Source organism: Stenotrophomonas sp. STEN020, assembly GCF_056760195.1.
Genome location: NZ_JBRREI010000051.1, coordinates 1 through 12,463 on the forward strand (window position 1 = coordinate 1; position 12,463 = coordinate 12,463).

8 protein-coding genes and 10 tRNA genes are annotated in these 12,463 nt (G+C 61.9%); 1 reads left to right on the forward strand and 17 read right to left on the reverse strand.

Going from position 1 to position 12,463, the window contains the following annotated elements; all coding sequences use genetic code 11:
- Positions 1–171: 171 nt before the first annotated feature.
- The 16 genes from ACVOLZ_RS17595 to ACVOLZ_RS17670 form a co-directional block, all read right to left on the reverse strand.
- Positions 172–2,133, reverse strand: a complete 1,962-nt coding sequence (locus ACVOLZ_RS17595) for a peptidyl-prolyl cis-trans isomerase (protein ID WP_481517247.1) — start codon at positions 2,131–2,133, stop codon at positions 172–174.
- A 127-nt stretch (positions 2,134–2,260) separates the two neighbouring features.
- Positions 2,261–2,337, reverse strand: a tRNA-Asp gene (locus ACVOLZ_RS17600).
- Positions 2,338–2,399: 62 nt separating this feature from the next.
- Positions 2,400–2,476, reverse strand: a tRNA-Asp gene (locus ACVOLZ_RS17605).
- A gap of 83 nt (positions 2,477–2,559) precedes the next feature.
- Positions 2,560–2,636: transfer RNA gene (locus ACVOLZ_RS17610), tRNA-Asp, on the reverse strand.
- 31 nt (positions 2,637–2,667) lie between these two features.
- Positions 2,668–2,742, reverse strand: a tRNA-Val gene (locus ACVOLZ_RS17615).
- Between the two features lie 12 nt (positions 2,743–2,754).
- Complete coding sequence (locus ACVOLZ_RS17620) at positions 2,755–3,027, reverse strand: HU family DNA-binding protein (RefSeq protein WP_481513476.1); 273 nt, start codon at positions 3,025–3,027, stop codon at positions 2,755–2,757.
- Between the two features lie 205 nt (positions 3,028–3,232).
- Positions 3,233–5,692 carry an endopeptidase La gene (gene lon / locus ACVOLZ_RS17625; RefSeq protein WP_481517248.1) on the reverse strand — a complete coding sequence of 820 codons (2,460 nt, stop codon included), beginning with the start codon at positions 5,690–5,692 and terminating at the stop codon, positions 3,233–3,235.
- 137 nt (positions 5,693–5,829) lie between these two features.
- Complete coding sequence (clpX, locus tag ACVOLZ_RS17630) at positions 5,830–7,119, reverse strand: ATP-dependent Clp protease ATP-binding subunit ClpX (RefSeq protein ID WP_481517249.1); 1,290 nt, start codon at positions 7,117–7,119, stop codon at positions 5,830–5,832.
- Between the two features lie 128 nt (positions 7,120–7,247).
- Positions 7,248–7,874 (reverse strand): ATP-dependent Clp endopeptidase proteolytic subunit ClpP, encoded by a 627-nt coding sequence (gene clpP, locus ACVOLZ_RS17635; protein WP_057629317.1) that lies wholly within the window; start codon positions 7,872–7,874, stop codon positions 7,248–7,250.
- Positions 7,875–7,940: 66 nt separating this feature from the next.
- A complete protein-coding gene (gene tig, locus ACVOLZ_RS17640; RefSeq protein WP_481517250.1) occupies positions 7,941–9,236 on the reverse strand; it encodes a trigger factor in 1,296 nt (431 codons plus the stop codon).
- A gap of 176 nt (positions 9,237–9,412) precedes the next feature.
- Positions 9,413–9,497: transfer RNA gene (locus ACVOLZ_RS17645), tRNA-Leu, on the reverse strand.
- A gap of 158 nt (positions 9,498–9,655) precedes the next feature.
- Positions 9,656–9,731, reverse strand: a tRNA-Lys gene (locus tag ACVOLZ_RS17650).
- 112 nt (positions 9,732–9,843) lie between these two features.
- Positions 9,844–9,919 (reverse strand) — tRNA-Lys (locus ACVOLZ_RS17655).
- A gap of 78 nt (positions 9,920–9,997) precedes the next feature.
- A tRNA-His gene (locus ACVOLZ_RS17660) sits at positions 9,998–10,074 on the reverse strand.
- Positions 10,075–10,109: 35 nt separating this feature from the next.
- Positions 10,110–10,186 (reverse strand) — tRNA-Arg (locus ACVOLZ_RS17665).
- A gap of 44 nt (positions 10,187–10,230) precedes the next feature.
- Positions 10,231–10,307 (reverse strand) — tRNA-Pro (locus ACVOLZ_RS17670).
- 142 nt (positions 10,308–10,449) lie between these two features.
- Here ACVOLZ_RS17670 and ACVOLZ_RS17675 point away from each other — a divergent pair.
- The gene (locus ACVOLZ_RS17675) at positions 10,450–11,211 is read left to right on the forward strand and encodes a Bax inhibitor-1/YccA family protein (protein WP_481513480.1); all 762 of its coding nucleotides are present in this window, start codon (positions 10,450–10,452) and stop codon (positions 11,209–11,211) included.
- Between the two features lie 233 nt (positions 11,212–11,444).
- On the opposite strand, the gene ACVOLZ_RS17680 is transcribed toward ACVOLZ_RS17675, so the two are convergent.
- Positions 11,445–12,449, reverse strand: a complete 1,005-nt coding sequence (locus ACVOLZ_RS17680; protein ID WP_481517251.1) for an isocitrate dehydrogenase — start codon at positions 12,447–12,449, stop codon at positions 11,445–11,447.
- Between the last annotated feature and the right edge of the window lie 14 nt (positions 12,450–12,463).

The following is a 12,463-nucleotide window of genomic DNA, read 5'->3' on the forward strand; positions in this document are numbered from 1 at the left end:
CGCCGCGCGGCCCCGCCTCGCCCCCCCCGCCCCCCCCCCCCCCCCCCCCCCCCCCCCACCAAAACCCCCCCCCCCCCCCCCCCCCCCCCCCCCCCCCCCCCCCCCCCCCCCCCACTACACAATAAAAAGCCCGGCTTTCGCCGGGCTTTTGTTTGTTGCAGGCTCAGATGCTCAGAGCTGGGATTCCTGCACCTGCACCTTGTAGCGCTTGCGCATGCCATCGACATAGGCCTTGGCTGCAGCGGCGCCGTCGATCTGGCTCAGCTGGTCCTTGAGCATGGCCTGCTGCGCTTCCGGCACTTCGGCCGGGTTGCCCGGGGTCACCTTGGTGACCGCAAACACGGCATAGCGGCCCGGCTCCATCTCGACCTTGCCATAGCTCGGCTTGTCACCAACCGGAGCCGCCACCGTGAACGCAGCGCGGTTGGCTTCAGCGGTCGGCATTGGCGCCGTGCGCGGCAGGCCCGGCATCGGCAGCAACTGCAGCTGCTCACTGCCAGCCAATGCCTGCAGCGTCTCGCCAGCATTCAACTTGGCCAGCAACGCGTCAGCAGCCTTCTTCGAGGCTTCTTCGGAACGGTGCGCACGTACCGCGGCAATCACCTGCTCACGCGCCTGCGCAAGCGGAATCGCCTGCTCCGGCGTGTGTGCGGTGACGCGGACCATGACAGTGTGGTTCGGAGCCAGTTCGATCGGGTCGCTGACCGTACCGTCTTCCTTCAGTGCGTCGGAGAACACGGCCTTCAGCACCGCCGGATTGGCGGCGATGCCGCTGGCGGTGCCACGGTTGAACGGGCCAAGGCTCTGCACCGGCAGGCCAACTTCCTTGGCTGCGCCACCCAGCTCGGTCGGGTTCTTGTAAACCAGGTCCACCAGGCGACCGCTCAGTTCGTTGAATGCCTTCTCGGTATCGGCCTGCAGCTGCTCGGCAGCCAGTTGGTCACGCACTTCCTCGAACGGACGGCCTTCGCCACCCTTGATCTCGCGCAGCTTCAGCACGTGGTAGCCGAACTCGGTCTTGACCGGGCCAACCACGTCGCCGGCCTTCATGGCGAACAACGCGTCTTCGAACGGCTTGACCATCACGCCCTTCTCAACCCAACCCAGGTCGCCACCGGAATCCTTGGAGCCCGGATCTTCCGAGTTGGCCTTGGCCAGTGCAGCGAAATCGGCACCCGGCTGCTTGGCTTCCGCTGCCAGCTTGGCAGCCTTGGCCTCGGCCGCCTTCTCATCGCTGCCCTTGGCAATCAGGATGTGCGAAGCCAGACGCTGATCGGCGCTGACAAAACGCGCCTTCTCGTCTTCATAGCGCTGACGCAGGGTAGCTTCGTCAGCCGCCGTCGCTGCCGGCATGCTGGCAGCATTGAGTTCGACGTATTCGATGGTGACGCTTTCCGGCTGGCGGAAGTCCTTCGGATGCGCCTTGTACCACTGGTCGATCTCGGCATCACTGACTGCGGCAGTATCCGCGGCAACGACCGGCAACAGTGCGAATTCCACGTCGCGGGTTTCGCCCAGCAGTTTCAGCAGACGCTCGCTCTCACCCTTGGTGGTGAAGCCCGAGCCGGCCAGCGCCGACGGAATGATCGACTGCTGCAGGCTGGTACGCACCAACTGCTCGAACATCGCCGGCGTACGCGGCGGCATGCTCTGCGCAAGCGCCAAGCGGTACTGGTCCGGATCGAACTTGCCGTCCTTCTGGAACGCAGGAATCGCAGCGATGTAGTCACGCACGGCCTTGTCGCCGATGACGATATGCGCGCCTTCGGCGGCCAGGCGCACCACCTGCTCGTCGATCAGCTGATCGAGCACGAGGCGCTTGTTTTCGGTGGTTTCAAATTCGCGCGGGTCGAAGTTGTCGCCCTGCTGCTCACGCGCCTGCATGCGTGCCTGTTCAAAACGGGCACGGAAGTCCTCGACGCTGACTTCGTGGTGGTTCCAAAGGAACGACACCGGCCACCATGAAGGTGCCGAGGTCCACCACGACGGCGGGGCCGACACTTTGGCAACGTTCTGTGCGCCGACGCCACCGAGGTAGCTGTTGTCGATCACAAACAGGAACGGGATCATCAACAGGCCCATGATCACCGTAACGATCCAGCCTGAGGTCTTGTCGCGAAGTTTCTGCAGCATGGGCAAATCGAGGCCTGAGTGGCGAGCCGGGCAGTTTAACCCGCTTCCTGCCCCGCGCCCAACTCGGCCGCTGCCAATAGCGGACCAAAAAAAAGCCCCCGGCTTGCGCCGAGGGCTTTGAGACATCTGGCGGAGCGGACGGGACTCGAACCCGCGACCTCCGGCGTGACAGGCCAGCATTCTAACCAACTGAACTACCGCTCCACACTTGACTCGACCACCACCGGTTGCCCGGGGCGCGCACTCCGAAGAGCGACTTGATTAAATGGCGGAGCGGACGGGACTCGAACCCGCGACCTCCGGCGTGACAGGCCAGCATTCTAACCAACTGAACTACCGCTCCACATTTAATTTTTTAGTTTTCCCTCCCTCTTGTGGAGTTTGAGAAAACAAGGCCCCCGATTTTGTCAGGGGCCAATTTGAAACTGGCGGAGCGGACGGGACTCGAACCCGCGACCTCCGGCGTGACAGGCCAGCATTCTAACCAACTGAACTACCGCTCCACACTTTCAAACTGTACTGCAATGCTTAACTTGGTGGGTGCTGAGGGTTTCGAACCCCCGACCCTCTCCGTGTAAGGGAGACGCTCTACCGCTGAGCTAAGCACCCCAGCTGAGCCGCTTAGTTTACAGCGTCTTTCAGAGCTTTACCAGCCTTGAAGGCAGGATTTTTTGCAGCAGCGATTTTGATCTCTTCGCCGGTCTTCGGGTTACGGCCGGTGCGCGCGGCGCGCTCACGAACCTGGAACGTACCGAAGCCCACCAGAGTCACGGCCTCACCCTTCTTCAGGGCCTTGGTGATCTCGGCGATGACGGCATCAACCGCACGGCCAGCTTCAGCCTTGGTCAGGTCAGCAGCACCGGCAACGCCATCAATCAATTCGGTCTTGTTCATTCTGTAAAACTCCCTTTGCGGTAATCCGCGGAATTATTGAGTGGCACCCGTACGTCCCCAAGACGCACGACTGCCGAAGAACCTGCAAACACGCCAGCAAAAAACTACTGCTGCGTGAGTCGCACTTTTATACCAGCGCCCCCCTACCCGCGCAAGCTGAAAAGCCTTTAATGACGCGGGTTTTGAGGGGTTTTACGTTCACATTTCAGTGCTTGACGCGCGCGGTGGGAGCTGCCTTCGCCTTGCCGCGAACTGCGACACGCTGCGCACTTTTGCCTGCTTTCTTCGGCGCCAGCGGTGTTGCCAGCGCGATATCCAGCACTTCGTCGATCCACTTCACCGGCACGATGGTCAGGTCGCGGGTGACATTGGCCGGGATATCCACCAGATCCTTGCGGTTCTCTTCGGGGATGACCACGGTACGGATGCCGCCGCGCAGCGCGGCCAGCAGCTTCTCCTTCAGACCACCGATCGCAGTAACGCGACCACGCAGGGTGATCTCACCGGTCATCGCCACTTCGGCCTTGACCGGCACCTTGGTCAGTGTGGACACCAGCGAAGTCACCATCGCGATGCCGGCGCTGGGGCCGTCCTTCGGGGTGGCGCCATCGGGCACGTGCAGGTGGACGTCGTGCTTCTGCAGGAAATCCACATCGATGCCGAGTGCTTCGGCGCGCGCGCGCACCACCGACAAGGCGGCCGTGGCCGATTCCTTCATCACATTGCCGAGCTGGCCGGTAAGCGTCACCGCGCCCTTGCCCGGGATCAGCGTCGACTCAACCTGCAGCAGCTCGCCGCCGACTTCGGTCCAGGCCAAACCAGTGACCAGGCCGATCTCGTTTTCTTCCTCGGCACGGCCGAAGTCGAAACGCTGCACGCCCAGGTACTTGTCCAGGTTCTTCGCGTCCACAACCACCAGCGCCTTCGGCTTCTTGGCCGACTTCTTGGCGGCAGCCTTCTTCACCGGCTGCGGGCCGGCCAAGGCAATCTCCTTCACTACCTTGCGGCAGATCTTGGCGATCTCGCGCTCGAGGTTACGCACGCCGGATTCGCGGGTGTAATAACGCACGATGCCGCGGATGGCATCTTCTTCGATTGCCAGCTCTTCCGCCTTCAGGCCATTGGCCTTGAGCTGCTTGCTGAGCAGGTAGCGCATGGCGATGTTGAGCTTCTCATCCTCGGTGTAACCCGGGATGCGGATCACTTCCATACGGTCCAGCAACGGGCCCGGAATGTTCAGCGAATTGGAGGTGGCCACGAACATCACTTCGCTCAGGTCCAGATCGACCTCGAGGTAGTGATCGTTGAAAGCGTTGTTCTGTTCCGGGTCCAGCACTTCAAGCAGCGCCGAGGACGGGTCGCCGCGGAAGTCCATCGACATCTTGTCGATCTCATCCAGTACGAACAGCGGGTTCTTGCTGCCGACCTTGTTGAGGTTCTGCACGATGCGGCCCGGCATGGAACCGACATAGGTACGGCGATGGCCACGGATCTCGGCTTCGTCACGCACGCCACCAAGGCTCATGCGCACGAACTTGCGATTGGTGGCCTTGGCGATGGACTGACCCAACGAGGTCTTGCCCACGCCCGGCGGGCCGACCAGGCACAGGATCGGGCCCTTCATCTGCTTCACGCGCGCCTGCACGGCAAGGTATTCAAGGATGCGATCCTTGACCTTGTCCAGGCCGTAGTGGTCGGCGTCCAGCGTGTCCTGGGCGACCTTCAGATCCTTGCGGACCTTGGTGCGCTTCTTCCACGGCACGCCCAGCAGCCACTCAAGATAGTTGCGCACAACAGCGGCTTCGGCCGACATCGGCGACATCTGCTTGAGCTTGTTGAGCTCGTTCTTGGCCTTGGTCTCGACCGGCTTGGGCATGCCGGCTTCGGCGATCTTGCGCGCCAGTTCTTCCATCTCACCCGGCGCTTCATCCAGGTCACCCAGTTCTTTCTGGATGGCCTTCATCTGCTCGTTGAGGTAGTACTCGCGCTGGCTCTTCTCCATCTGCGATTTGACGCGGCCGCGGATGCGCTTCTCCAGCTGCTGCACATCGATTTCGCCGTCGACCAGGCCGACCAGCATTTCCAGCCTGTCGCCGACCTGCAGGGTCTCCAGCAGCTTCTGCTTGTCGGCCAGGCGCACGCCGATATGCGCGGCGATGGTATCGGCCAGCCGCGCCGGCTCCTCGATGCCGGCCAGGGTCTGCAACAACTCCGGCGGCAGCTTGCGGTTGGTCTTGACGTACTGCTCGAACAGCGACATCAGCGAACGGGCAATCGCCTCGATCTCACGCGGCTCGCGCGATTCGTCCGATTCGATTTCCATGCCATGGCCCTGCAGCGAGCCGTCCTGCTCATAGACCTTGTCCACGGCAACGCGCGACAGGCCTTCGACCAGCACCTTGATGGTGCCGTCAGGCAGCTTCAGCAATTGCAGTACCTGCGCCAGGGTGCCGACGGTGTACAGGTCGGCGGCCGCCGGGTCGTCGGTTTCAGCCGACTTCTGCGCCAGCAGCAGGATGCGCTTGTCGGCCTCCATCGCGCGCTCCAGCGCCTGCATGGACTTGTCGCGGCCCACGAACAGGGGGATGACCATGTGCGGGAACACCACCACGTCGCGCAGCGGCAGGACCGGCAGGTCGAGAACTTCGAGTTGGGACTGGGCCATGGGGGCTCCGAGATTCGGTGGAGGCTAAATAAAAAAGCCGATGGCCCCGTTATGGGGCCATCGGCGAGGTGTTGCAAGAGCTGTCGAAAGCTGAACGTGAGCGGCGCAACCGCCTATTCACCTCAGTTCGCCCGGGTTCACTCGCCAGAGGCGGTTTTGACCGGTTCCGGCGGGGTCTGGTAGACGATGTACGGCTCGGATTTGTTCTCGATGACCGACTCGTCCACGACCACCTTGCTGACGTTTTCCTGCGAGGGCAGCTCGTACATGGTGTCCAGCAGCACCGACTCGACGATGGTGCGCAGGCCACGGGCGCCGGTCTTGCGCTTGAGCGCCTTCTTGGCGATGGCCGACAGCGCATCGGGGCGGAACTCCAGCTCCACGTTCTCCATCTCGAACAGCTTCTTGAACTGCTTGGTGATGGCGTTCTTGGGCTCGGTCAGGATCTGGATCAAGGCTGGCTCGTCCAGTTCTTCCAGGGTCGCAACCACCGGCAGGCGGCCAACGAACTCCGGAATCAGGCCGAACTTGATCAGATCTTCCGGCTCGACTTCGGCCAGCACCTTGCCAATTTCCTGCTTGCGCTCGGCGCTCTTCACCTTGGCACCGAAACCAATGCTGCTGGTGGCGGTGGAACGGGCCTGGATCACCTTGTCCAGACCGGCGAACGCGCCGCCGCAGATGAACAGGATGTTCTTGGTGTCGACTTGCAGGAATTCCTGCTGCGGGTGCTTGCGGCCGCCCTGCGGCGGAACGCTGGCCACCGTGCCTTCGATCAGCTTCAGCAGGGCCTGCTGTACGCCTTCGCCGGACACGTCGCGGGTGATCGACGGGTTCTCGCTCTTGCGCGAGATCTTGTCGATTTCATCGATGTAGACGATGCCCTGCTGTGCCTTCTCGACGTCGTAGTCGCACTTCTGCAGCAGCTTCTGGATGATGTTTTCCACATCCTCACCCACGTAACCGGCTTCGGTCAGGGTGGTCGCATCGGCCATGGTGAACGGTACGTTGAGCAGCCGCGCCAGCGTTTCGGCCAGCAGCGTCTTGCCCGAACCGGTCGGGCCGACCAGCAGGATGTTGGACTTGGACAGCTCGACGTCGTCGCTCTTGGAACGACTCTCGATGCGCTTGTAGTGGTTGTACACCGCCACCGCCAGCGTGCGCTTGGCGCGGTTCTGGCCAATCACGTACTGGTCGAGCACCTCGAGGATCTCGCGCGGCTTGGGCAGCGAACTGCGCGCCGACTGCGCCTTTTCCTCAAGTTCCTCACGGATGATGTCGTTGCACAGCTCCACGCATTCATCACAGATGAACACGCTCGGGCCTGCGATCAGCTTACGAACTTCGTGCTGACTCTTGCCGCAGAACGAGCAGTACAGAATCTTGCCACTGCTGTCCCCGGTACGACCTTGCCGGTCTTCGCTCATGCTTCGCTTACCCAGTTGCTTCCCCCTCTGAACAGGGGGTTCAAATTCGAGAATAGCACAGGGCCGGAGGGACACCAGTCCGGTTCCGACCCTGCAAAATCAGGCCGTTTTTCTGGCCGTTCAACGCATCAGGAGGCCTGGATGCTCTCTTCCGGACGGCGCTCCAGCACCTGGTCCACCAGGCCGTAAGCCGCAGCTTCAGCCGCGCTCTTGAAGTTGTCACGCTCGGTATCGCGGGCGATCGTCTCCAGGTCCTGGCCGGTGTGCTTGGCCAGCACTTCGTTCAGGCGCGAACGCAGGGTCAGGATTTCACGGGCGTGGATGTCGATGTCCGTGGCCTGGCCCTGGTAGCCGCCGAGCGGCTGGTGGATCATCACGCGCGAGTTCGGCAGCGCGAAGCGCTTGCCCGGCGCACCGGCAGCCAGCAGCAGCGCGCCCATCGAGGCGGCCTGGCCGATGCAGGTGGTGCTCACGTCCGGCTTGATGTACTGCATGGTGTCGTAGATCGCCATGCCAGCCGTGACCACGCCACCCGGCGAGTTGATGTAGATGCTGATTTCCTTTTCCGGGTTCTCCGATTCAAGGAACAGCAGCTGCGCGACCACAACGTTCGCCATGTGGTCGTCGATCGGACCGACCAGGAAGATCAGGCGCTCTTTGAGCAGGCGCGAATAGATATCGTAGGCGCGCTCGCCGCGGCTGGTCTGTTCGACCACCATCGGAACCATGTTCAGAGCTTTGGTTCGGTTGTCCATTACGTGAGGCACCTATTTTGGGAGGGAACTCCCCGCGCCGTGGCGCGGGGATGAAACACCGCCAGCTTACTGGCGGATGGCTTCCTGGAACGTCAAGGCCTGCTCGGTGTGCTGGGCACGCTCGGCGATCCAGTCAATCACCTGCTCTTCCATCACACGGTTCTGCAGGCCAGCCATAAGCTGGGGATCATTGCGGTACATCTCAATGACCTGCTCCGGCTCTTCGTAGGTCGAAGCGATCAGGCGCATGGTTTCGTTCAGGCGCTTCGGGTCCAGGCGCAGCTCGTTCTTGCGGGCCACTTCACCGACCAGCAGGCCGACCAGCACGCGCTTGGAAGCGGCGTCCTTGAAGCCTTCGTGGGCATCGGCCGGCACTTCGCCCGGGTTGCCGCCCTGACGACGGATCGCATCGATCTGCTGGGCCAGCATCGAGCGGGCTTCACCCTCGACCAGACGCGGCGGCAGCTCGACCGAGGAATAGGCGGCAATCAGCTGCTCGCCCACTTCACGACGCAGACGGTTCATCAGCGCGCCCTTGAGCTCGCGCTCGAGGTTGGAGCGGATGTCAGCGCGGAACTGCTCCACGTCGCCGTTCTTCACGCCGAAGCTCTTGATGAAGGCGGTGTCGACTTCCGGCATGTCCTGCTCGGACACTTCGACGACCTTGACGGTGACCTGCACGGTCTTGCCAGCCAGCGCCGGCACGCGCCAGTCAGCCGGGAACTCGACGTCCAGGGTCTTTTCTTCACCCTTGGCCAGGCCGATCAGGCCCTTTTCGATCTGCTCGAACATCATGCCCTGGCCGATGATGATGGTGCCCTTCTCGACACCCTCAGCCGGCAGACGCTCGTCGCCAGCCTGCGACCAGGTTTCCAGGCCGACCAGATCGCCTTCCTGGGCGCCGCGTGCAACCGGCTTCCAGGTGCGGCGCTGGGCGCGCAGGTTTTCGATCATCTGGTCGATGTCGGCGTCGCTGATCTCGGCGCTGTGGCGCACGACGGTCAGCTTGGTGACGTCGACGTCGCCGAAATCCGGGATCAGCTCAACGGTGGCAACGAAGTCGAACTCGCCTTCGCCGGCTTTGTCGATGCGCGGGTTACCGGCAATGCGCAGCTCGTGCTGGCGCAGGGCGGCGTCAAAGGTCTCGCGCAGCAGGCCGTCCAGCGCCTCGGCACGCACCTGCGGGCCAAAACGCTGTTCGATCACCTTGGCCGGCACTTTGCCCGGACGGAAACCCTTGATGCGCGCGGTACGCGCGATTTCGCCCAGACGGCCGCTGATATGCCCCTGCAGACGCTCTTCCGGCAGCGAGAAGCTCAGGCGGCGTTCCAGATTGCCGGTGGATTCGATCGAAGCTTGCATGTTGACTCCTGCCACCGGCGGCAACCGCGCCGGTTCGATGTGATGGATGAAACGGTTGTAGGGCGCGGTTATGCACCGCAGCCCTTTAGTTTGGCCGATATCGCCCGTGGCCGCCAGCGGGCAGACCCATACAGGTTGTCTGAAAAGGCCCGCAGCGGGCAGAGAACACCACTGACTGGTGCGAAAGGGGGGACTCGAACCCCCACGCCTTGCGGCACTGGAACCTAAATCCAGGGCGTCTACCAATTCCGCCACTTTCGCAATACTGACTCAGCGCAGCATTGTTGCAGGAGCGCCGGCAAAGCGGAAGCCAGGCGCGTCTGCGCGCTGGACCAACCATCAGCGTCTGAACAATGACCAGGCGGCATGCCGCCCTGCTAAGAAAAAAGCCGCCAGATTTCTCCAGCGGCTTTCAAATTTGGTGGGCTGTCAAGGATTCGAACCTTGGACCTATTGATTAAGAGTCAACTGCTCTACCAACTGAGCTAACAGCCCTGAAACTTCGAGGTGAATACTACACTACAAGAGTGTTTCATGCACCCGCCCAAAACACCGGGCTTACATAAAAAGAGAACGCCGCTGGATTGCTCCAACGGCTTTCTTGATTTGGTGGGCTGTCAAGGATTCGAACCTTGGACCTATTGATTAAGAGTCAACTGCTCTACCAACTGAGCTAACAGCCCTGAAAATCAGGAGGCGAATAATGCCGCAACCTGACCTTTATTGCAAGCCCGGATTTCACTCCGATGCCGTTGAAACAGTGGGGTGGCTGAGGGGATTCGAACCCCCGACCACCGGAATCACAATCCGGTACTCTAACCAACTGAGCTACAGCCACCACTGAAACCTTACTCACCTACCGCTTGCACCGATTGGTGCGCCCGACAGGAATCGAACCTGTAACCGCCGGCTTAGAAGGCCGGTGCTCTATCCAGTTGAGCTACGGGCGCTCTGACCGGATTGTCGCACTCCAACACGCACTTGGTGAGTTGGATGGTCGGGGTAGAGGGATTCGAACCCCCGACATCCTGCTCCCAAAGCAGGCGCGCTACCAGACTGCGCTATACCCCGGCGGTGAATCTCTTCCCGATACCCCGGAAAGGTCGGCTATTGTGGGAAAAACGCACCAACCTGTCAACGGTAAATTTCATTTAATTTGAATTGGGTATGCTGGCGTCCAATTCCCGCCCACTTCATAGCAACGGAGCATTGCATGCGCAGCGGCAACCCTGCCCTTTCCGACACCACTTTCCTCGACCTTGGCAGCGGCAGCGTGGTGTCACGCGGCGCCGATGCGATGACCATCAATGGCACCGTCAACAAAACCGGATTCCTGCTGTTGTTGGCCGCATTGACTGCTGCGTTCGCATGGAACGGCACCATCAGTGACAGCGGCGAGTTGCTGCCGGCGGCAAAGTTCTACATGTGGGGCGGCCTGATCGTCGGCTTCATACTGTCGATGGTGACCATCTTCAAGAAGACCTGGGCACCGGTCAGCGCGCCACTGTATGCACTGGCCGAAGGTCTGTTCCTCGGCTCGATCTCGGCGGTCTATGAAGTGCGCTTCAACGGCATCGTGTTCCAGGCAGTGCTGCTGACCTTCGGCACGCTGTTCGCCCTGCTGTTTGCCTACCGCAGCGGCCTGATCAAGGCCACCGAGAACTTCAAGCTGGGTGTGGTGGCAGCCACCGGCGGTATCGCCCTGGTGTACCTGGCGACGATCGTGCTGGGTTTGTTCAACATCAACATCCCCTACATCCACGGCTCGGGCCTGATCGGCATCGGCTTCAGCCTGTTCGTGGTGGTGATCGCCGCGCTGAACCTGGTGCTGGATTTCGACTTCATCGAAAGCGGCGTGGAAGCCGGCGCACCGAAGTACATGGAGTGGTACGGCGCGTTCGGCCTGATGGTCACCCTAGTGTGGCTGTACATCGAGTTCCTGCGCCTGCTGTCGAAGCTGCAATCGCGTAACTGAGGCGGTTGCTGCAGGTTGTATGCAAGGGCGCCCATTGGGCGCCCTTGCTGTTTGTAGTGCCGAGCCATGCTCGGCTGTGGCATTACCGAAAACGCCCCTGCCGAGCATGGCTCGGCGCTACATCCGGGTACGATCCTGGGAAAGCCCCTGCCGAGCATGGCTCGGCACTACATCAACAAAAACGGAGCGCTTTCGCGCTCCGTTTTTTGTACCAGCAACTACCGCAGCTGCACTCAGAGGCGGCTGGCGATGGCCTGGGCGAAGCCCATGGTGGAGCCGGTGCCGCCCAGGTCGCCGGTCAGCGAATCCTTGGCTTCCATCGTGGCAACGATGGCCTTGCGCAGGCGCTCGGCATTTTCCGGCTGGCCGACGTGGTCCAGCATCTGTGCAGCGCCCAGCAGCAGCGCGACCGGGTTGGCCTTGCCCTGACCAGCGATGTCCGGCGCGGTGCCGTGCACGGCTTCAAAGATGGCCGCGTCAACGCCGATGTTGGCACCCGGAGCCAGGCCCAGACCGCCTACCAGACCAGCGCACAGGTCGGAGATGATGTCGCCGAACAGGTTGGTGGTGACGATGATGTCGAACTGCTCCGGACGCATCACCAGCTGCATGCAGGCGTTGTCGACGATCATTTCCTGGAACTCGATTTCCGGGTACTTGGCTGCAACTTCGCGCGCCACGTCCAGGAACAGGCCCGAGGTCGACTTGATGATGTTGGCCTTGTGCACGGCGGTGACCTTCTTGCGGCCGGTGCTCTTGGCCAGCTCGAAGGCGTAACGCACGATGCGCTCGGAGCCCTTGCGGGTGATGCGGGTACCGGAGAACGCGGTCTCGCCGTCGGCCGACACTTCCTGGCCTTCGGCCAGGTAGGCGCCTTCGGTGTTCTCACGCACCGTGATCATGTTGATGTTCTCGTAGCGCGACTTGGTGTTCGGGAACGAGATGGCCGGGCGCACGTTGGCGTACAGGTCGAACTGGCGACGCAGGGCAACGTTGATCGAGCTGAAACCACCACCGACCGGCGTGGTCAGCGGGCTCTTCAGGGCGACCTTGTTCTTCTTGATCGATTCCAGGGTGGAAGCCGGGATCAGCTCACCATGCTTTTCCAGCGCGGCCAGGCCGGCGTCGGCGAACTCATAGCTCAGGCCAGCGCCCAGCTTGTCCAGCACGAACAGGGTGGCGTCCATGATTTCCGGGCCGATGCCATCGCCGCGGATGACGGTGATTGTCTGCGTCATTTCTAGGTATTCCG